This window comes from Faecalicatena sp., assembly GCF_058819085.1.
Genome location: NZ_JBZUUL010000018.1, coordinates 32,020 through 54,386, shown reverse-complemented (window position 1 = coordinate 54,386; position 22,367 = coordinate 32,020). Strand labels below are relative to the sequence as shown.

Sequence of the window (22,367 nt, the reverse complement as noted above, 5' to 3'; positions counted from 1 at the left end):
ACTTTGCTGGTATTGATCACGTATGATGTTAATACAGAGACGGCAGGTGGTAAAAAGAGACTGAGGAAGGTTGCAAAGCAATGTGTTAATTACGGGAGACGTGTGCAGAACTCAGTTTTTGAGTGTATCCTGGACAATGCACAATGTGTAATGCTGAAGTCTATTTTGACAGAAATCATAGATGAAGAAGTGGACAGCCTGAGATTTTACTACTTAGGAAACAAGTATAAGACTAAGGTGGAGCATGTGGGTGTTGATAGGGGAATTGCTGTGGATGAACCTCTCATTTTGTAGTGCGAATGTGAAGCACACATGAAAATCCCGGGGGATTCGCACCAGAAAAACTGCACAAAAACTATAGATATTATTAGTAAAAAGATTTAAAATGGAAATATATCCGAAGAAAACTGTGATATAGCACAAATAGTAAGAGGACTAAGATAGGATATTTGGATATATTTGCTGTCGTTCCCCTCGCGGGAACGTGGATTGAAATTTTCGTGGTTTGGTAGTTCTTTTCGCATCCTTTCGTCGTTCCCCTCGCGGGAACGTGGATTGAAATTCTTTCTGGATTACGAACATCCGGGAACCGTGGCAGTCGTTCCCCTCGCGGGAACGTGGATTGAAATCTGTATTTCAGGCATAATATCACCGATCGGAAAGTCGTTCCCCTCGCGGGAACGTGGATTGAAATTCCATAGTTTGAATACAAAAAAGAAACTCCATTAGGTCGTTCCCCTCGCGGGAACGTGGATTGAAATTGTCCATTTCACAGAAATTATTTCTTCCAGCATTGTCGTTCCCCTCGCGGGAACGTGGATTGAAATTATCAAGCGTATATCGCACCGTCTGGCATGATAGTCGTTCCCCTCGCGGGAACGTGGATTGAAATAAAACGATATAAAAACAAATACCCGTACCGATAGTCGTTCCCCTCGCGGGAACGTGGATTGAAATTTTAGGAAGGAGAAATAAACATGAGTATGTTTCCCGTCGTTCCCCTCGCGGGAACGTGGATTGAAATGACCAAATCATATTCTTCTGAATTACCTGCAAAGAGTCGTTCCCCTCGCGGGAACGTGGATTGAAATAATGTATTCAGATCCATCTGCTCCAGCTTGTCCGTCGTTCCCCTCGCGGGAACGTGGATTGAAATTTCTGAATGAAACGCATCACACGGCCCTGGTGGGTCGTTCCCCTCGCGGGAACGTGGATTGAAATATGAATATTCCCATTGCAATCGAAAATGCAAGCGTTGTTCCCTTCGCGGGAACGTGGATTGAAATGAATGTGTGGCATTTGGAAAGAAAGCAGAATACAGTCGTTCCCCTCGCGGGAACGTGGATTGAAGTATACATTATTTTATCAAGTAGTAACTTCATACTGGTCGTTCCCCTCGCAGGAACGAGGATTGAGATGTCTGTATTGCCCTGGCAAACTCGCTGGCCGATGAGCCGCTCCTTCGAGGAAAGCGGTTGAAGTTTGAAAAACTTATCTACTCCCTTTGTATAATTAACCCTCTTGAGGCAGGGAAAGAAGAATTAGTTTTTGGCCTATACATGTGTTACATCTAGCCTCTACAAGAAAACTCACATAATAAGCATGTCATACTTCTTCTTTCTCTGTTTACAGTTCTTTTAAAGTAGTTCTCATTCTAATATCAATAGAAAATATTTCTTCGATTGAAATTCCCTATTATTTTTTGAATATGGTTATTCCCTTTGTGCTTTGAACAGAAGGCTACACTCGAGTCATAGAGGGACTATAACAATATCGTTGTATTCTGAGAAAATGAAGTTTAATTTTATTGAAAACTATAAGTTTAATCACACTTTGCAATATATAAACCTAGAAAATGTTGTGCGATATATGTCTTGCAGGTGGGGTGCTGCAGAACTACGAAAAAGTGCATAAATTTTCCTTTTGTTTTTTGTACAATTAGCCGAAACAGGTAAAATTTTAAAAAATATATTGACTTTTTACTTCTTAAATACAATAATATAATTACTTTAATAAAACATTTAATAAAAGATAAACAAGAAAGAAAAAATAAAATCAGGGAGGATATGAATATGTTACAGCAAGTTATGACAGAACCAAAAGTGATTACATTTCAGGAAGTACCTACACCAGAACCGGCAGAAGGAGAAGTACTCGTAAAAGTGATGAATATCGGGATATGTGGATCAGACATCCATGTTTATCATGGGCAGCACCCTTTTACATCTTATCCTGTTACACAGGGACATGAGGTTTCCGCTAAGATTGTAAAGCTTGGAGAAGGTGTAAAAGGTTTTGAGGTGGGACAAAAGGTGACTATCCAGCCCCAGGTTGTATGTGGGGAGTGCTACCCGTGCCGCCACGGAAAGTACAATCTTTGTGAACAGCTCAAGGTTATGGGATTCCAGACAACAGGGACAGCATCCGAATATTTTGCGGTGGATGCACATAAAGTAACACTTCTTCCAGAAGGAATGAGTTATGAAGAGGGAGCTATGATCGAACCTCTGGCTGTAGCAGTTCATGCAGTTAGGCGTGCCGGAGATGTGAGTGGACTGAAGATTGCTGTATTAGGGGCAGGTCCGATTGGCAACCTGGTAGCTCAGGCTGCATTGGGGATGGGGGCAGAAACTGTCCTGGTTACAGATATCAGTGATGTGCGGCTTGAAAAAGCGAAGGAATGCGGTATCCAGTACACGGCTAACACAAAAACAGAGAATTTTGGGGATGCCATGCTGAGAGTATTTGGCCCAGACAAAGCGGATGTGATTTATGACTGTGCCGGGAATAATATCACAATGGGGCAGGCTATACAGTACGCAAGAAAAGGCAGTACGATCATCTTGGTTGCAGTTTTTGCGGGAATGGCACAGGTGGATCTTGCCGTACTCAATGACCATGAATTGGATCTGAATACGACTATGATGTACCGGAATGAAGATTATATCGATGCTATCCGCCTGGTGAATGAGGAGAAAGTGCACCTGAAACCGCTGATTTCTAAGGCATTTTCCTTCCGTGATTATGCAAAAGCCTATGAATACATAGATGAAAACAGAGAGACGACGATGAAGGTGATCATTAACGTTCAGGAGTAATCTTAACCGTATCAAGGAAGCGGCAAAACGTTTTATCAAGGAAACTGCGGAGTAGATTTCAGAATACGTTTTGAGAATTTAAAGAAGTATTTTCCCGTCCGCTCATAACAACGAGGGGCCGGGAGAATATCAGATAGATGTCGCAGGTAAGAAAGGGAAGGAGAAAGTAAAATGGGTATCGGAGCACGCAGTGCAGGTATAGCAGAACGAAAGTCTGTAAATGTGAATGAAGCATATCGGAATCCTATCGATCAGAAAATATCTTCGAGGGGCAGAGATCAGAAAAATATGTCAGATATAAACAGGCCGGATCAATATGCGCCGGATAAACAGGCCACAAATACAAATGTAAAAGTCCCGCTGATCAGTAAGCTTGCCTATGGAATGGGAGACGTGGGATGTAACTTCAGCTGGATGTTCGTAGGAAATTTTTTAATGATCTTTTATACAGATGTATTCGGTATCAGCATGAGCGCGGTTGCGGGACTGATGTTGTTTTCCCGATTCTGGGATGCCATCAATGACCCGGTGATCGGCAGTCTGACAGATAAGACAAAGACCAGATGGGGACGTTACCGCCCATGGCTTCTGATTGCCGCGCCGCTGACCGCAGTCATCCTGATGCTCACTTTCTGGGCGCATCCGGACTGGTCATCCACAGCTAAGATTGTCTACATGGCAGTGACTTACTGCATCTTAGTGCTGGGATACACCTGTGTGAATATCCCTTACGGAACATTATGCGGAGCTATGACACAGAATATAGAAGAACGTGCCCAGATCAACACCTTCCGCTCTGTTGCAGCCATGATCGCGATTGGAGTGATCAATATTATCACAGTCCCGCTGATCACGAGGCTTGGGGCCGGAGATGAGAAAAGGGGATATCTGATGATCGCTGTCATTTACGGATGTATTTTCGCTGCCTGCCACATTTTCTGTTTTTCGAAAACAAAAGAGGTTATTACGATCCCTGAGAAACAGAAGGTGTCACTAAAACGCCAGTTAAAGTCAGTCCTCGTGAATAAGCCATACATACTAGCCTTGATCGGACAGCTGTTATTCGGATTTACCTTATATGGAAGAAACGCCGACGCACTCTATTATTTTACCTATGTGGAAGGAAATAAAGCCTTCTTTACCACCTATTCCATGTGCATCATCATCCCATCCATTATCGGAGCAGCATGTTTTCCAATGCTCTTTAAATGGACCAATAACAAAGGCAGGGCAGCCTCCATATTTGCGCTGTTGACCGGGATCAGCATGTTGAGCCTGTACCTGTTCAGCGTCCGCACCTCCCCGGTATTATTTTATGGAGTATCCGGACTGACCCAGTTTTTCTTCTCTGGTTTCAACACCGCCATCTATGCGATCATTCCCGACTGCGTGGAATACGGAGAGTGGAAGACCGGACTGCGCAACGATGGATTCCAATATGCCTTCATTTCCCTTGGAAATAAAATCGGAATGGCATTGGGAACTTCCCTTCTGGCCCTGGTTCTCGGCGCAGCCGGCTATGTGGCAAATCAGCAGCAGAATGAGGCAGTGCTCGCAGTCATGAAACACTCCTTCACAACCATCCCGGGAATCCTGTGGGTAGTAACCGGGGGCGTACTGTTCTTCTACCGCCTAAATAAAAAACGCTATAACCAGATCGTAAGCGAAATCCAGGAACGAAAATTATAAGAGGGGGGACGCCTGCCGAAAGCCCCAGGCGCACCCGCTGGGGCTTTCGGCAGGCTGGTTCATCCGGTCAGAAGGAAAGTTCACTCCTCCAGGCGTTTCCAGAGAGCTCGCCACATAGCAGATGCTGTGTGTGGCTGCATTTCCTTCCGTTGCCCTTCCGCGACATCCCTACGTTTAGCGAGTGGAACCTACCGATCCGATAGGCGCAGCCTGAGGGAAAGCAGGGAGGCGGGGGGTGGAGGAATGCCATCGGATGTTTTCGGGACATTTAGTGTTTCTTCACTAAGCGCCCTGCCCCAAAAACATCCGATGGCATTCCTCCACCCCCCGCCTCCCTGCTTTCCCTCAGGCGACCCCTTTTCCGCATCGTCCCCCACTCGTTAAACAAATGTCATTCTTTGACAAATTCAGACATTTATGATATGATAAGCAAACGACAAGGTGTGAATGACAATCAGCATTTACACCTTTTTTTCGCGCTGGCGGTTATGAGATTATGAGGAGAGTGCAGGCGGGGTGAGAATCCCCGTTTTGACGTTACCAGCAGGCAGATGAGGATTGGTGTAGGAGAAAGGAGAGCTATTTTGCTTACGATTAACAATTATGTGAAAGCGAAATCCCTGGAAGAGGCATATGAATTGAATCAGGCCAGGAATGCCCGTGTGATGGGCGGTATGATGTGGATGCGGCTTGGAAATGCAAAGGTACAGACGCTGATAGATTTATCGGATCTGGGACTGGATCAGATTGAGGAGACGGAGCATACGTTTAAGATCGGTGCGATGTGTACACTGAGGCAGCTGGAGCTCCATGAAGGGCTTCGGGAAGCCTATGGGGATTCTATTGCAGAGTCTGTTCGCCATATTGTGGGTGTGCAGTTCCGCAATCAGGCCACTGTGGGGGGAAGTATTTACGGAAGATTCGGGTTTTCCGATGTGCTGACCTGCCTCCTGGCTCTGGATACATTTGTAGAATTATATGACGGCGGCACGATCCGTCTGTCTGAGTTTGTGAATCATAAACGGGATAAGGACATTCTTGTTTCGATCATTATCAGAAAAAGTAAGAGAAAGCTGCATTACAGCTCTATCCGCCAGACAAAGACGGATTTTCCGGTATTGGCATGTGCAGTTGTGACAGGACCGGTACACGGAAAGGAAACCTGGTATTTTTCCATCGGTGCCCGGCCGATGAAGGCGGAGGTTCTGGAAAAGGAATGGGAGATTTCGAAAGATATTTCCGATGAACAGCTGGAAATCTATGCAAAAGAAGCAGCAGCGCAGTTTAAATATGGTACGAATATGAGAGGCAGTGCGAAGTACAGGCAGCATCTGGCAGAGGTCCTGATCATGCGTGCGATGCGTTCGATTTTAGCGGAGGACAAATAGATGGAGATAAAGATCAAGTTAAATGGAAAACAGATGACCACAGAGGTGAACGCGGATTCGATTCTGTTAGATGTACTGAGGGATCTGGGATGCCACAGTGTCAAATGCGGATGTGAGACCACCAACTGCGGTCTGTGTACCGTGTGGATCAATGGGAAATCCCGGCTTTCCTGTTCCATCCTGGCTGCCAGTGTGGACGGACAGGAGATTACTACCTTAGAAGGAGTGAAGGCTGAGGCAGAAGCGTTTGGCGAATTCCTGGCAAAGGAAGGGGCAGAGCAGTGCGGTTACTGCTCACCGGGATTTATCATGAATGTGCTGGCGATGATGCGGGAGCTGGATGATCCTGATATTGATGAGATCAAAGAGTATCTGGCAGGTAATTTATGCAGATGTACGGGCTATATGGGACAGCTTCGTGCCATCCAGAAGTATCTGCAGTTTAAAAAGGAGGTGCGCTCATGAGAGTGGTAAATCAGCCAATCCCCAAAGTGGATTCCAAGGCATTGGTGACTGGGAAAGGAGTCTATACGGATGACCTGGCTCCGTCCGACTGTCTGATCGTAAAAATTCTGCGCAGCCCTCATGCCCATGCCCTGATTAAGGACATCAATACATCAAGGGCAGAAGCTGTGGAGGGGATCGAGTGTATCCTGACTTATAAAGACTGCCCGGACAAACGCTTTACCATGGCAGGCCAGACCTATCCGGAGCCAAGCCCCTATGACAGGCTGATCCTGGATGAGCGTGTGCGGTTTGTAGGAGATGCCGTTGCGATCGTGGCTGGGACAAGCAGGGAAGCAGTCACTAAAGCATTAAAATTGATCAAGGTAAAATATGAAGTTCTGGAGCCGGTTCTGGATTTTTGTAAGGCGAAAGACAATCCGATCCTGGTACACCCTGAGGATAACTGGAGGAGCCTTGTTCCGGTTGGAGCGGACAACAAGAGGAACCTGTGTGCCCATGAGGAGGACTCTGCAGGAGATGTGGATGCTGTTCTGAAATCCTGTGAGTATGTGGTAGACAGAGTTTATCATACAAAAGCGAACCAGCAGGCCATGATGGAGACGTTTCGAACCTATACATATCTGGATGCATATGGAAGACTGAATATCGTGTCCTCCACACAGGTTCCGTTCCATGTGCGCCGTATCCTGGCAAATGCACTGGATGTTCCGAAGTCAAAGATCCGCGTGATCAAGCCAAGGATCGGCGGCGGTTTCGGAGCCAAGCAGACGGTTGTTACAGAGGTCTATCCGGCACTGGTAACATGGAAAACAGGGAAGCCTGCGAAGATCATTTACACGAGAGAGGAGTCTTTTATCGCATCTTCTCCGCGTCACGAGATGGAGATCCATGTCCGTGTAGGAGCAGATCAGGACGGGATCATCAAGGGAATCGACGTCTATACCTTGTCCAATACAGGGGCATTTGGTGAGCACGGACCGACAACGGTGGGGCTGTCCGGCCACAAGTCTATCCCGTTATACGGAAAAACAGAGGCTTACCGTTTTAACTATGATGTCGTGTATACAAACGTAATGTCTGCCGGGGCTTACAGAGGATATGGTGCGACCCAGGGGATTTTTGCCGTGGAGTCGGCGGTCAATGAGCTGGCTGAGAAAATGGGTATGGACCCGGTTGCCTTACGCGAAAAAAATATTGTCAGGGAAGGTCAGGTTATGCCTGCTTACTATGGCGAGACAGCGAACAGCTGTGCACTGGACCGCTGCCTGCAGCGTGCCAAGGATATGATCGGCTGGGACGAGAAGTATCCGTGCCGCGATATGGGAAATGGAAAAGTCAGAAGTGTGGGTGTAGCAATGGCGATGCAGGGTTCCGGTATTTCCGCCGTGGATACGGCATCCGTGGGAATCAAGGTTAATGATGACGGATTCTACAGTCTGATGATCGGTGCAACCGACATGGGAACCGGATGTGACACGATCCTGGCCCAGATGGCGGCAGAGTGTCTGGACTGTGAGATGGAAGACATCATTGTGCATGGTGTAGATACGGATGCCTCCCCATATGACTGCGGTTCTTATGCATCCAGCACAACATATGTGACGGGAATGGCTGTTGTGAAGACCTGTGAAAAACTGCGGGAGAAAATCTGCGAAAAGGGTGCGGCATACCTGGGCTGTTCTGTAGAAGATGTAGAATTTGACGGAAAGCAGGTAACGAATCTGAACAATGGCGAGAGTATTTCCAGAATGGATATCGGTAACCAGGTGATGTGTAATAATGAAGAAGCACTGTATGCAACCGAGGCGTTCAGCTCACCGGTTTCCCCGCCGCCGTTTATGGTGGGTATGGCAGAGGTTGAGATCGACAAGGCGACAGGGCAGATCGAGCTTCTTGATTATGTGGCAGTCGTGGACTGTGGAACCGTCGTCAACCCGAATCTGGCAAGACTTCAGACAGAGGGCGGTATTGCACAGGGGATCGGCATGGCTTTGTATGAGGATATTGTATACAGCGAAAAAGGAAAGAATTTCAGTAATTCTTTTATGCAGTATAAGATACCGACCCGCCTGGATGTGGGAACGATACGGGTGGAATTCGAGAGCAGTTACGAGCCGACAGGTCCGTTTGGTGCAAAATCTATCGGTGAGATCGTTATCAACACTCCGCCGCCGGCAATCTCCAATGCGGTACAGAATGCCACAGGGGTGATGATCCGTGAACTGCCGATCACATCTGAGAAGATCTACTGGGGGATGCGCGGACAGAATATCTGATAGGAAAAGAAAGAAGAGACTGTTATAAAATATGAGTTTAAGACAGAAAGATTGGGAGATCGAACCGATCTCCCAATCCGTCGCCAGACTTTATTTTGTAACAGTCTCTTTTCGTTTTGGATGAAATGTTGGCAGAATAATTTGGGCGGCCTTGCAGCTTGTTATTTACTGCCTGTTTCTTGTTCTTTGGCTGACTTCTGATAGGCGAGGCGCTGGGTACCGTCATCCGTGTATATGATCCCACAGTATTTAAAACCATTCTTATCCAGAGTATGCTGCATGACTACATTATCTCTGTGGGTGTCGAGTTTTAAGTTCCCGCATTGTTCAAACGCCCAGTTGAGGCAGAAGGTTCCAGCTCCCTTTACTGTCCTGTCCGAAGTGATACGGTGTACGACTCCATAAGGAGAATCGTTGAGCCACTGTCCGTCATAGATTCTCATATAGGTGTCATCCCGCCCTTCTTTATAATAGAAAGTTGCGATGATCTTCCCGTCTTCTTCACATACATAGCTGCAGCCATCTTCTATATCCTGTGCAACCATCTGCTTGGGTGGATATGAATTCCCCCATTGATGTGGATTCCCATGGCTTGACATGAAGGCACGGGCCTTTTCATACATATGCAGCAATGTATCAAGATCTGTCATTTGTGATTTTCTGATTTTCATAATGATAATAACCTTTCAAATGTTCTCATAGAGGTCATGGGGCAAAATACCTTTTGACCCTGGTGTCATGTTATTATTGTAAAACGGATTCTTTTATTAAGCAATTAGAAAAAAAGCTGAATTATGAAACCTTTTTGCTTGAAAAACTGTCTATTTAATGTAATGATAGAAGTATACAAATGAGGAGGACATATTTGATGGGCAGCAGGAGGAAACTATTACTTACATTAGGAATCACAGCGGGGGCTTTAACCTGTGCATATATAGGTGTATCTGTTTATTTTATGAATCATTTCTATAATGGTACACAGATCAATGGTGTTGACTTTTCCATGAAGACAACGGAGGATGCAGAAAAGTTTTTTAAGAAACAAATAGAGAATTATCGTTTAACTATTCTGCCAAACGAAGGGGAGAAGGAAACACTGTCGGGAGAAGAAATCTCAATAAAGTATGTTAAAAATAAGGATTTAAAACATGCGATGGAGAGGCAGAATGCCTTTTTATGGCCGTCTATGTTCTGGAAGAAAAACCAGTTGGATGTGGAAGTAGATTTTTCCTTCGATGAAAAAAAGCTGGAGGAGAAGGTGGAGTTACTCGACTGCTTTCAGAATGAGGGGAAAACGGAGCCGCAGAATGCGAAACCCGAATTTAACGGAGAAAAGTTTGAGGTAAAACCGGAAGTGCTCGGAACAAAGGTGGATCAGGAAAAGGTAAAAGAAACAATCAAAAATGCAGTCTGCAATTTAGCAGAGTCAGTCAACCTGAAAGAAGAGGACTGCTATCAGAAACCAAAGTATACTAAAGATTCTAAAGAGGTAGCGGCTGCCTGTGATGCGCTCAACCAATATTGTAAAGCGAGCATCACTTATGACATGGCACCTCAGAAGGAAGTGGTGGACAAGAAGCTGATCTCAGAGTGGGTGTCATTTGATGAAAATATGAATGTTACGTTTCATGAAGATAAGGCCAGAGAATATATGAATAATTTTGCTGCCAAATATGAAACTCTCTATGCAACCAGGCCACTGACGACCCCATGGGGGAAAGCAACCGAAGTGTATGGCGGGACATATGGCTGGGCTTTCGACGAAGCGGCGGAAGCAGAAGCCTTGATTGCCAGTATTAAAGCAGGGGAGACAGTAACTAAGGAACCTGCGTATGAACAGCGGGCAGCAACTCATGAGCCGCAGGACTGGGGAAAGACCTTCATCGAGGTTGATCTGAGTGAGCAGTATATGTGGTATATCGTGGATGGAAATGTGGCATTTGAGACTGCAGTCGTGACGGGGAAACCATATGAGCATTCTACACCGTCAGGTGTGTATGATATTTTATACATGCAGCCGAATGCTACACTGGTCGGTAACATTGTGCCTGAGACAGGAGAGCCGGAATACCGGACACCTGTGTCTTACTGGATGCAGGTAACCTGGGGCGGAGTCGGATTCCATGATGCGACCTGGCAGCCGGCATTTGGAGGGGATCTGTACTGGAGCATAGGATCACATGGGTGTATCAATATGCCGCTGGATGGGGCGGCAGCGCTTTATAGTATGATCTCACCGGGGACTCCGGTGGTGATGCATTATTAAAGATACGGGGATGAACATGTTATTTCCGTGTTGTTTAGTAAGAAGTTATTATTGTAATGGTCAATGTTCAGGACTATAATTGTAACTGGGTTATGAACGACGGATAATATATAGTTATCCTCTTTACAAAAAGATAATTCCGATACACTAAAGGAGAATTTTGGCAATGGTAGATGAATGTTTAGACAGAGATATTGAGTCTGGGGAAATATTGAGGAGAATATATGATGCGGATTCAACTATCGTACAATTTTTATATGCCACTACGGCAGTAGGAAAATCTACCCTGACAAATAAAATAGTATCACTAATAGATACAGATGAAATTAAACCGATCTGTATTCGAACTTTTCCGGAAAATAGTGGAAATAAGTATAATGAATGGGAAGTATTTAATCAACTTTTTGACGAGATCGATAAAGAATCAAAAGAGATAAATAATTGTTTTATTGATTATAATTCATATATTTCTCATGATGAAATCATGAATAGTTACATAACCAAACAGTATATTGAGGATTGTATTGATAAGCCCAAATCTATACTAAAACACACTATAAAAATGTCTTTTGGAAGAATCGGGAAATTAGGTCCTTACGAAAATATCCAATATGACAGTGGCCTCAGGGGAATGCATATTCGAAAAAATTATTTAAAATATATCTTTTCTACGCAAAGAATTCTTCTGATTATTGATAACATACAAAATATAGATCATTCATCTTTGAAAAGTATCATAGATATTGCATATTCTGCCAGGTATAAAAAACATTTTTTACTATTTGAGTACACACTAACCAAAAATACTACAGAAAAGCAGCTAATAGATTTACAAAACTATATTCGAAGAAACGATCTGAGAACAGAAAAACTAAAGTTAAAACAGATACCAAAGGAATATATCATAGATGTTGTTTCCCGTGCATTAAACATTATTCCATCTTCATACGAATACAGCAATAAAATATTAGATTTTTACGATAAGCATCCAAATGGAAATCTAATACAGATCATAGCTCATGCATCAAATCTTAATAATGGAAATGAATGTGTTGACGGTGAAAAGGATGATGAAGTACTCAAAAAACTGCTGCTCCTTTCAAAAACAAGCCTTTTGATTTTGGGTATAATAATCCATAATAATGGGGAATTAAAGGAAAGTATATTGAAAAGGCTTATTCCGAAAGATATCGCACAAACTGATATCGAAAATGCCTTCCACGAATTAACGGGTGAAGGCTTCTTGGATAGTAAGGACACAGATACTTTTGCAATACATCATGCATCAATTACTGATTCTTGGAAAAATAGCTCTGCTCGTGAAATAGTGAATTCAAATATAATTGCTCTGCAAAGATACGAACAGTATTATATGAATTTATTAATAAATAAAGTTGTTACTGTATCGGAACAGGAGATAGCTGACATTCCCTGGCTGGCTCTATTAGAAATATACAAAGTTAAATATCCGCAAAAAATAGGAACCTTGATTTCACATTTAAGGGGTGGTATTCTGACTGATATTTCTCCGGAAACAGCCTGGATATTTTTAGAAGCATTTATTGAGAAAACTAAAACAGAAGTTAAAAAATACAAACATAGTTACTATGAAATCTTAGATCTATGTTATGAGTTTGAACTTTACCAAGAGGGATATAAGTGCTTAAATATAATGGAGACCTTTTTTTCTCTGCTTTCAGAACCAAGGCTATTATTTTATAAAATGCTGTATCTATCAGCCCTAGATCGTCATGAGGAAAATATTCATATCTACGAGACATATTATGATAATTTTTCTTGTGGAACGCAGGAAAAATTGAATTTAATGATCATTGTCCAATCAAGCTATAAATCTTTGAATAGAGCAGATGAGTGTATATCTATTTATAAGCAAATAAGGAAAAATCGAAGTTATCGTAATTATGATGAATATGGATACTTTTTACGGCTTACATGTATGTATCTGCCACGTAAAAAGGCACTAAAATTTATTAAAAGAAGTTATCGCTTTTTTGTAAAAAGAGAGAACTTTCAGCAGGCAGGAAAATCCCTCATAACATGTTCACACTTTACTTCGAGTTTAGGCAGTCCACAGAAAGCTTTATCTTACATATTACAAGCAGAGAATCTTTTATTAAATAAACAGATGGGGCAGCATATGTTTTTGGTAAATAAGGCTGTTATAAGTATGCATATGAGTATGTATGATGAATCAGTATGGGATTATCTGGACATAGCAGAAATGTCTGCCAGGGTTTCCTACGATAAGATTGCGGTACAAATTTGTAAATTGGTTTGGATGATAGAAAATAACAGATGTAACAATTGCGAACCTATCCTTCAAAAAATACTGGAATATACTGATATAGAACCGGATAAATCCATTGTTTCTGCAGCTTACTATGATGTTTACTATTATTATTCGATAACTAATAAAGAAGACTTAGCAAACAAATATAAAAGAAAAGCACAGGAATTAGAAGAATGGTGCCCTATAGTAAAGGCAAAATTCCATAACTATACTGACCCAGAATACGCATTTGTATTGAACAAAAAATGGGTTCTCTTCTATCTAGAATATTGGACATATGATCTTCTCTATTAAAATGTGAGTATATTTGTAATATTGTCAAGAAATGCTGGATGCTATTTCTTGACAATATTATTCACTATAATTAGAGAGAAATAAGCTCTTCATAAAATCTTGTGATAATAGAATCCCACGCAACTGTTCCCATATAAAACTCATAAGATTCCAAGGGCTTATCATAATAGAAGTGTTCTAAAAAGGGAAGCATGATATTAAAAGATGCTAAGCTGCTTGCAATCCCGGTCCCTGCAAAACGTGGATTTAACTCAATAAAATAGGGTGTACCGTTCTGAAACTTAAATTGTACATTCGAAAACCCGGGAATATTATAATGTGAATAAATAGTTTCACAGGCCGCAATAATGGAATCATTTTTCTCTATTTGACATTTGTATGTAACACCATTTCGGACATCGAGTCGTTTTCTCGGAACAGCTAGTTTCATGTTGCCATTTTTATCACAAAATACATCCACAGTATACTCATAACCACCTATGTATTCTTGAATAAAATTATCCTTGGAAAAATGATTTTCAATGTAATTATCATTTAAGTCAGCTATCCATATCCCCTGGCTGGCGACAGAGGTTTTTTTACGAAATATGATTTTGCTATTTCTATTTTTATCAACATTACACAAATCGGTATAGATTTGCGGTATGGGAATCCCCAGCTTATTTATTTCTATACTGGCTGCGAACTTGTCGGTAAATAGTTCCAGTATTTTGAGCGATGGGATTACTAAGAGACATTGAAATAAATGCTCATTTTTCTTGAGTAATTTCAGCTCGTCCTCATCAGAAGATATAAGAATATCTATGCTGCATTGTCTGCATATTTTTTCCAGAAAACTAACATATGCTCCTTCATCTGATAATGGCGGGCTTACATAATATTCATCAACCAGTAATCCCCCGTTGACCATATTTTGAGGGGATTGAGAACAGCCTATTATTTGGGGTGAAATAGCAGGGAGTTTCCGTAACATTTTTAAAATGCATATAGCTGAAAAATAGTGCACCTGAGGCAGTAAAATCTTCACAATAGCACCTCCTATATATAGATAACTATATATTATCGTCGGTTTATGAATCACCCTGTCACGAACACAAGCAATCACCCCCACACTTCATCGTATTCCTCGGATGCTTCGTCATCAGTATATTATTTTGTTTCGTCATAGATACACTGGTATAGATCTCGGTCGTTTTGATGGAACTGTGCCCCAGCAATTTCTGAATATAGCGGATATCAACGTCAGCTTCCAAAAGCAAAGTTGCAAAGGAATGGCGGAACATATGGGGTGTAATATGCATATCCACCATTGCAAGTTTCAGATATTTAACAATCATAGAACGTACAGATTGTTCAGATAATCTTTGGTGTAAACGGTTTATAAAAAACCATCCTGTAGATGCGATATCCATCTTAAAAGCGGAGTAGTACTCCAGCAATATTTTTTTTACGTCGGGATTAGTGATCTGGATCATCCTTTCCTTGGAGCCTTTTCCATAGATGGTAATTCTGAATGAAACAAGATCAACCTGTTGCAGGCGCAGAGAGCACAATTCGGAAATCCGGACCCCTGTAGCAAATAGCGATTCAATCACAGCGATATCCCGAAGGACGGAGTTTCGTTGATATTCGGTTCTGGATTGTGATTGACAGTGATACATGGCGGAAAGAAGGTCTTCAATGATGGGTTCAGGGATCGTACGGGGCAATATGACTGGTTCGCGAAATTTTACACTTATTTTATCAAATGGATTGGAAGAAATCAGTTCTTCGTAGATCAAATAGCGGAAGAAGGCCTTTAGAGCAGCAATTTTCCGTTTCGTTGTTTTAGGCTGATATTTTTCGTGTAAGGAGGAAATAAATTCGTTAATAGCGGTTTTGTCGGTAAAGTCGGACTGGGTCAGCACAAAGGTTTGAAATTGTGTCAAATCAATCTGATATGCTTTTAATGTCTTAGGATCCAATTTTTTGATAGTCCTGCAGTATTTCAGATAATCCTTCAGCAGTTTGTCTAGTTTTTTCATAAGTAGAAGCTCCTTAGTTTTTTTATCATTATGAATGTTTTACAAAAAAATGTCGAGTATCACCTCTTGTGTTTTATACTTTGTATAATCAATCGCATACTCATCTGATATACCTGAAATAGTATAAGTTTCCATTTTTACCACTACATATTGTATAAAATTAGATACAAGCGCGTAAATGAGAGATATTATCATTTAAAAGCTTGTCTTTTTTTTCACGTAATGCTATACTATGCGAGGAAAAAAGATAACCCGATTTACTAAAGGAGGATTTTATAATATGGCACAGTACGAGCAGTGGGAAGGTTTCCAGGGAAGACTTTGGAAAGACGACATTAATGTACGTGATTTTATTCAGCACAACTACACACCTTATGACGGGGATGAAAGTTTCCTGGCAGATCCGACAGAGGCTACCAACAAGCTTTGGGGAAAATTAAAAGAGCTTCAGAAGGAAGAGCGTGCGAAGGGCGGAGTCCTGGATATGGAGACAGAGGTTGTCTCCGGTCTGACAGCTTATGGCCCTGGATATATTGATGAAGAGATGAAGGATTTAGAGAAGGTTGTAGGTCTTCAGACTGATAAACCGTTAAAAAGAGCGTTCATGCCATATGGTGGTATCAATATGGCGGAGCAGGCATGCACAACTTATGGATATCAGCCAAGTGAAAAGCTGCATGAGATTTTTACAAAGTATCATAAGACACACAATCAGGGCGTTTTTGATATCTACACACCAGAAATGAAGAGAGCCCGCCACAATAAGATTATCACAGGACTTCCGGACACATACGGAAGAGGGCGTATCGTCGGTGATTACCGTCGTGTTGCACTGTACGGAATCGACCACCTCATCGAGAAGAAGATGGTGGATTTTGATGAGACAGAAAGACACGGAATGAAGGGAACAGATTTCCGTCTCAGAGAGGAAGTTGCTGATCAGCTGAAAGCTCTCAGAGAGATGAAGGAAATGGCAGCTGTTTACGGATATGACATTTCCAAGCCGGCAAAGGATGCAAGAGAAGCTGTACAGTGGCTGTATTTCGGATATCTCGCAGCGATCAAGACACAGAACGGTGCAGCAATGAGTGTCGGAAGAATTTCCACATTCCTTGACATCTATATCCAGAGAGACATGGAAAAAGGGATCCTGACAGAGGATGAGGCTCAGGAACTGATCGACCACATGGTTATGAAGTTCAGAATGGTAAAGTTTGCACGAGTTCCTTCCTATAATGAGCTGTTCTCCGGTGATCCGGTATGGGCGACTCTGGAAGTGGCAGGTCTTGGACAGGACGGACGTTCTATGGTAACAAAGAATGACTACCGTTTCCTGCACACACTGGAGAATATGGGACCGTCACCGGAGCCGAACCTGACCGTATTATACTCCTCACGTCTGCCGGAGACATTTAAAAAGTACGCATCTCATATTTCTATTACAACAAGCTCCATCCAGTATGAGAATGACGATGTGATGCGTCCGGTATGGGGAGATGATTATTCTATCTGCTGCTGCGTATCTGCAACACAGACAGGTAAGGAGATCCAGTTCTTTGGAGCACGCGCAAACCTTGCAAAATGTCTTCTGTACGCGATCAACGGTGGTGTGGATGTGAAGACAAGACAGCAGGTTGCGCCAGCTTACAAGCCGGTTACCTCCGAGTATCTTGATTACGATGAGGTTATGGATAAATATGACAAGATGATGGACTGGCTGTCCAAGTTATATGTAGATACCTTGAACATGATCCACTATATGCATGATAAATATTACTATGAAGCAGCAGAGATGGCTCTGATCGATACAGATGTAAGACGTACATTTGCAACAGGAATCGCTGGATTCTCACATGTAGTAGACTCCTTAAGTGCGATCAAGTATGCAAAGGTAAAAGTGATCCGCGATGAGACAGGTATCGCTGTAGATTATGAGACAGAGGGTGATTTCCCAAGATACGGAAACGATGATGACCGTGCAGATGAGATCGCAATCTGGCTGTTAAAGACTTTCATGGGCAAACTGAAAAAATGCCACACTTACAGAAATTCAGAGCCTACCACCTCTATCCTTACGATTACATCCAATGTTGTATACGGTAAGGCTACGGGATCACTTCCGGACGGAAGAAAGGCAGGAGAGCCGCTTGCACCAGGTGCCAACCCATCTTACGGAGCAGAGCAGAATGGTCTTTTGGCATCCTTAAACTCTGTTGCAAAGCTTCCATATGAAGAGGCACTGGATGGAATTTCTAATACACAGACCATCAATCCGGGAGCACTCGGACATAATGATCAGGAAAGGATCGACAACCTGACACACGTTCTTGACGGATATTTTGAGCAGGGAGCGCATCACCTGAATGTCAATGTGTTCGGTAAGGAGAAGCTGATCGATGCTATGGAGCATCCGGAGAAAGAGGAGTATGCAAACTTTACGATCCGTGTATCCGGATACGCTGTAAAGTTCATCGACCTGACACGTGAGCAGCAGATGGATGTTATTTCCAGAACATGCCACGAAAGTATGTAATAGAAAGTATCTAGTGTATATAGGAAACGATAAAGTTAACAAAAACCAATAACAAAGAGAATGTTTCATAACGAGGTGTAAATATGGCAGAGCAGAAAGAACTTAAGGGATATATCCATTCCCTGGAAAGCTTTGGCTCTGTAGATGGACCCGGTGTCCGGTATGTGATCTTTTTGAGCGGCTGTGCCATGCGCTGCCAGTTCTGTCATAATCCGGACACATGGAATATGCAGACCGGTACGCCCTACACGGCGGACGAGCTGCTGAAACAAGCGAAAAAATACCGCGCTTACTGGGGAAGTAAGGGCGGTATTACAGTAAGTGGGGGAGAGCCCCTTCTGCAGATCGATTTTTTGACAGAACTGTTTAGAAAAGCAAAAGCAGAGGGAATCCACACTACACTGGATACCAGCGGGAATCCATTTACAAAAGAAGAGCCGTTTTTCGGAAAGTTTCAGGAATTAATGAAGTATACAGATCTGGTTATGCTGGATATCAAACATATTGATGATGAGCAGCATCAGGTCTTGACAGGATGTACGAATAGAAACATCCTGGATCTGGCGGAATGTCTGTCCGAGATTCAGAAACCGGCCTGGATCAGACATGTCCTGGTGCCGGGAAGAAGTGACGATGATGAATTTCTGGTGAAGCTGGATTCGTTTATCCAGACGCTAAACAATGTGGAAAAGGTGGAAGTACTGCCTTATCACACGCTGGGAACTTTTAAATGGAAGGAACTCGGCATGGAATATCCGCTGGAGGGGGTGGAACCGCCAACAAAGGAGCGGGTGGAGAATGCAGAGAGATTGCTGCATGTGAACAAAGAATAGCGCCTTCTTAGTTAGAGCGGACTGATAGAATAGGCTTGCCTGGTAAAGATGAACAAATCGTGAAAAATGTGTGAAGCAATGCTTGTATCTGACAGATGGAAATATTAAAATATAAGCTAAGAGCATTTTAACGTTTTTGTTTTGGGAGGGCATATGAAAAGGAAATGTAGAGTAATAGCAGCTTTGGTTTTGATATTTAGTATGATGTTTGGAACGCAGGCTTTGGCAGCATTACCGGAGGAGGCGGCGCTGATCAGTATGGCTGCTATCGATGGAACGGACTTAGATCAGGTGAAAGTCGGAGATGTTGTGTATTTCCATATCAGTATGGACAATACGACAAATGCTGACCTGGCAGGCAGCAGACTTGTGGTAACTGCGAAAAGCATGGATGAGGAGCCGGCGGGGGAAGTCGTGATCCCGGAGGAAGGAAATCCAGAAGCCTTAGGGGACAAAGCGAATGGTAATATGAAAGGAATCTCCTCTGCTTTTGTAAAGAGCTTTGGTCCAGGGGAAAGTATAAGTGATGCAATTGCCTATGTAAAAGTAGCGGAAGATATGGCAGGAAAACAGGTGGTTGTAACTGCATTTTTAAGCATTGATTCTGGTGAAGATAAACCGATCGTTTCTAACACTGCCCAGTCAGTTTTCAGCGTTGCTGCAGAGGAAGTGGAAACACCAGAGCCTTCAATTACAATAGACGCTGTTCCTTCTATCGATCTTAGCAAAGGCATTACAAAGGAAGAAGCTTTTCAGATAACTTTGAAGGTAACGAACTCTGGAAATATGATACTGCAGAATATACAGGTGGATGCTGCTTATTCAGGCAAAGACCCGGAAGAGATGGAAGAGGCAGATTTCTTGAAATCAGGAACGATCGTATCCAAAGGCGATTTTACGGTCCTGGATGACGGGAGTGCATATTTGGCAGAATTAGGAATTGGAGATGCAAAAGAGCTTACATTTGAATGTAGGATTCCAAAAGAATATGCACAGGAGTATACAAATCTATATCTGAGAGCAGGGGCATTTGAATCACCGGATTTGACAGGCGCCAGCGTTGCTCAGGGTATGGTCATTTTGAACAGTAAGATCCTAGATGCACAGAATCCAATTCCGGCGCCAGAGACTAAGCCAACGCCAGGCCAAACTCCGACTCCGGGGACAATCCCGGATACAAAGCCAATACCAGAAGTGAAGCCAGTCATAAGGCCTGCCAAGGTGCAGCCGGTTAAGTTATCTGCAAAGTCTCCGCAGACAGGGGATGAAGCCGGGGCAGCAGGCTGGGTGATGCTGATGGTATGTGCAGGGGGAGCCGTGATTGCGGCGATGAAGAGAATAGAGCTTGGGGATCGTTGCTAGTACAGCATCCACGAAATAAATATCTTAAGTACACGACAAAAGTCAGTTTGGTAGAGGACTAAGGTCATGTATTAATACAAATGAAGAATAAGTCTATTGGAAATGAAAAAGTGAAGGTTTAAATAACCATAAAAGGGACGGTGCTAGATTACCGTCCCTTTTTGCAGATTATAATGTGAAATTGCAGGTGATATTTGTCTATGATTTTATTCTGTAATGACTCCTAGGTTCTTTAACTCTCTTAAAGCCTTCTCATAGGAGGTAAAATGCACTGCATGTATTCCCAATGCTTTGGCAGCTTCAACATTAGGCAGACTATCATCTAAAAATACGGCCTCATCTGGTTTGATATTATAACGCTCAAGCAGAGTCTGATAGATGATCGGTTCCGGCTTGATCATTTTCTCACGGTATGACAGGATTCCGCCGTCCATATATTCTAAAAAGCTTAATGCTTCCAGTGTGTGTTCATACATGTATTCCCCATAATTCGAAAGAACATAGACATGATAACCCGCTTTTTTGAGAGTAGTGATCCAGGGAATCGCATATTCAAACTGATGGATGCATCCGCCCACACCTTTCAATACATCCCGGATCTCCTGTTCGTAATCCGGTGCTTTTCTGATAAAAAGCTCCACTAGTTCTTCATAGGAAAGTGCGCCGCGGTCGAACTCATTCCACTGCGGGCTTAAGAACAAAGTATCGCCCAGAATCTTTTTGGTTTCTTCCGGGTAAGAAAATGTGTCCAGATACGCTTTCCAGTTGTATTCTGCCAACACATTTCCAATATCAAGGATTATAGTTTTTATCATAAGGTACCTCCATCTCTTTTAAGGTATACTTCCACGTAACATCTACCAGGTAAGACGATCCAGTGATGTATCAGCGTGCATATATAATTATGTGTACCCCATAATAGTACATGAAAATCAAACAAAAGAAAAGAGGAAGTAAAGAGATTAGTTCCTTTTATTATCTATATTCAGAATATTCTGAAAACGGGTTGCAAAAGGGTCTGACCCCTTTGCATTGTATCCCTCAGGCTGTGTGCCAGAAATACAGGCGGATATTGGGAAAAGTCGGTCTGTCTTGCATCTGCGTAGAGTGCATATGGCTGTTTCGGCGGTGCCTGGGTACAGATTTCCCCCTGCGCCGTATAGAAGTTAGTTATTGACTTTATTTTCCCGAATCTGTATGATGGAAGAAAAACTCCGCAAAAAGTACGGGAATAAGGTGATGTTCCTTCCTGAGACGGACAGCTGGCGGTATGTCATGATCATGCAGGAGGAATTAAAGGATATCGAAAACGTGCTGAATGAGATATACCAGAGGATTGACCGGGGATTTGGGATCAGGCTCCGATTCTCATTCGGCAACAGTACCGAACGTCCTGAAGAAATCAGCCGCTCCTACATGGAGGCACTGGAGGTGTTCCAGGGCGGGGCGGACGAAGAAGTGGAAGAATACATTTCCTATTATCGTCCCAAGAACATCATGGAGCTTCTCAAATCCGTGTCCGGCAACCAGATTCAGGAGCTGTGCCTCTATACATTAAAGGAGCTGGCATATCCCGGGGATGAGATGACTGAGGAGCTCAAGAAGACACTGCGCACCTATCTGGACTGCCGGTGCAGCGTGAGTAAGACCGCTGAGATGATGTTTCTCCACAGGAATACAATCAAGTACAGGATTAAGAAGTGCGAAGAAATCCTGAACATTGACTTTGAAAATCCAAACGACTGCTTTTCCCTCCAGGTGGGACTGATGCTGTCGGATTATCGCAAAGGGGTCTGACCCTTTTGTTCACCATATTCAGAATATT

General features: G+C 43.0%; 16 protein-coding genes and 1 CRISPR repeat array. Of the genes, 12 read left to right on the top strand and 4 right to left on the bottom strand.

All coding sequences use genetic code 11. The features are described from left to right. Positions 1–3: 3 nt before the first annotated feature. The 6 genes from cas2 to AC4OGX_RS08445 all read left to right on the top strand — a co-directional run bounded on the left by cas2 (position 4) and on the right by AC4OGX_RS08445 (position 8,919). On the top strand, positions 4–294 hold the full coding sequence (gene cas2, locus AC4OGX_RS08470; RefSeq protein ID WP_493329784.1) for a CRISPR-associated endonuclease Cas2: 291 nt from the start codon (positions 4–6) through the stop codon (positions 292–294). A 170-nt stretch (positions 295–464) separates the two neighbouring features. Continuing rightward, positions 465–1,418: a CRISPR direct-repeat array (repeat unit 32 nt; unit sequence GTCGTTCCCCTCGCGGGAACGTGGATTGAAAT). Positions 1,419–2,072: 654 nt separating this feature from the next. Next, positions 2,073–3,098, top strand: coding sequence for a zinc-dependent alcohol dehydrogenase (locus AC4OGX_RS08465; RefSeq protein WP_493329783.1), 1,026 nt, complete (start codon positions 2,073–2,075; stop codon positions 3,096–3,098). Positions 3,099–3,386: 288 nt separating this feature from the next. Beyond that, entirely contained in the window at positions 3,387–4,787 is a 1,401-nt protein-coding gene (locus AC4OGX_RS08460) for an MFS transporter (RefSeq protein WP_493329961.1), read from the top strand. A gap of 584 nt (positions 4,788–5,371) precedes the next feature. Then, the gene (locus AC4OGX_RS08455) at positions 5,372–6,175 is read left to right on the top strand and encodes an FAD binding domain-containing protein (RefSeq protein WP_493329781.1); all 804 of its coding nucleotides are present in this window, start codon (positions 5,372–5,374) and stop codon (positions 6,173–6,175) included. Then, complete coding sequence (locus AC4OGX_RS08450) at positions 6,176–6,640, top strand: (2Fe-2S)-binding protein (protein WP_493329779.1); 465 nt, start codon at positions 6,176–6,178, stop codon at positions 6,638–6,640. It abuts the gene before it with no gap. After that, entirely contained in the window at positions 6,637–8,919 is a 2,283-nt protein-coding gene (locus AC4OGX_RS08445) for a xanthine dehydrogenase family protein molybdopterin-binding subunit (RefSeq protein WP_493329777.1), read from the top strand. The genes AC4OGX_RS08450 and AC4OGX_RS08445 overlap by 4 nt, the downstream gene beginning before the upstream one ends. A 161-nt stretch (positions 8,920–9,080) precedes the next feature. Here AC4OGX_RS08445 and AC4OGX_RS08440 read toward each other — a convergent pair whose 3' ends face one another. Beyond that, on the bottom strand, positions 9,081–9,590 hold the full coding sequence (locus AC4OGX_RS08440) for a GNAT family protein (protein WP_493329775.1): 510 nt from the start codon (positions 9,588–9,590) through the stop codon (positions 9,081–9,083). 197 nt (positions 9,591–9,787) lie between these two features. Between AC4OGX_RS08440 and AC4OGX_RS08435 the strand changes: the two genes are divergently transcribed. Next, positions 9,788–11,185, top strand: a complete 1,398-nt coding sequence (locus AC4OGX_RS08435) for a L,D-transpeptidase family protein (RefSeq protein ID WP_493329774.1) — start codon at positions 9,788–9,790, stop codon at positions 11,183–11,185. Positions 11,186–11,351: 166 nt separating this feature from the next. Continuing rightward, positions 11,352–13,790 (top strand): hypothetical protein, encoded by a 2,439-nt coding sequence (locus tag AC4OGX_RS08430; RefSeq protein WP_493329772.1) that lies wholly within the window; start codon positions 11,352–11,354, stop codon positions 13,788–13,790. A gap of 70 nt (positions 13,791–13,860) precedes the next feature. On the opposite strand, the gene AC4OGX_RS08425 is transcribed toward AC4OGX_RS08430, so the two are convergent. Further along, positions 13,861–14,817 (bottom strand): ATP-grasp domain-containing protein, encoded by a 957-nt coding sequence (locus AC4OGX_RS08425; RefSeq protein ID WP_493329771.1) that lies wholly within the window; start codon positions 14,815–14,817, stop codon positions 13,861–13,863. Between the two features lie 58 nt (positions 14,818–14,875). Further along, entirely contained in the window at positions 14,876–15,814 is a 939-nt protein-coding gene (locus AC4OGX_RS08420) for a tyrosine-type recombinase/integrase (protein WP_493329770.1), read from the bottom strand. 280 nt (positions 15,815–16,094) lie between these two features. Between AC4OGX_RS08420 and pflB the strand changes: the two genes are divergently transcribed. The 3 genes from pflB (at position 16,095) to AC4OGX_RS08405 (ending at position 20,542) form a co-directional block, all read left to right on the top strand. Next, a complete protein-coding gene (pflB, locus tag AC4OGX_RS08415; RefSeq protein WP_493329769.1) occupies positions 16,095–18,347 on the top strand; it encodes a formate C-acetyltransferase in 2,253 nt (750 codons plus the stop codon). Between the two features lie 83 nt (positions 18,348–18,430). After that, positions 18,431–19,180, top strand: a complete 750-nt coding sequence (gene pflA / locus AC4OGX_RS08410; protein WP_493329767.1) for a pyruvate formate-lyase-activating protein — start codon at positions 18,431–18,433, stop codon at positions 19,178–19,180. A gap of 153 nt (positions 19,181–19,333) precedes the next feature. Then, positions 19,334–20,542, top strand: a complete 1,209-nt coding sequence (locus AC4OGX_RS08405; protein ID WP_493329766.1) for a COG1361 family protein — start codon at positions 19,334–19,336, stop codon at positions 20,540–20,542. 206 nt (positions 20,543–20,748) lie between these two features. Here AC4OGX_RS08405 and AC4OGX_RS08400 read toward each other — a convergent pair whose 3' ends face one another. Then, positions 20,749–21,357, bottom strand: a complete 609-nt coding sequence (locus tag AC4OGX_RS08400) for an HAD family hydrolase (RefSeq protein ID WP_493329765.1) — start codon at positions 21,355–21,357, stop codon at positions 20,749–20,751. A gap of 382 nt (positions 21,358–21,739) precedes the next feature. Here AC4OGX_RS08400 and AC4OGX_RS08395 point away from each other — a divergent pair, with 382 nt between their 5' ends. Beyond that, positions 21,740–22,339: a PucR family transcriptional regulator gene (locus AC4OGX_RS08395; RefSeq protein WP_493329764.1), complete on the top strand. Its 600-nt coding sequence runs from the start codon at positions 21,740–21,742 to the stop codon at positions 22,337–22,339. Positions 22,340–22,367 lie beyond the last annotated feature (28 nt).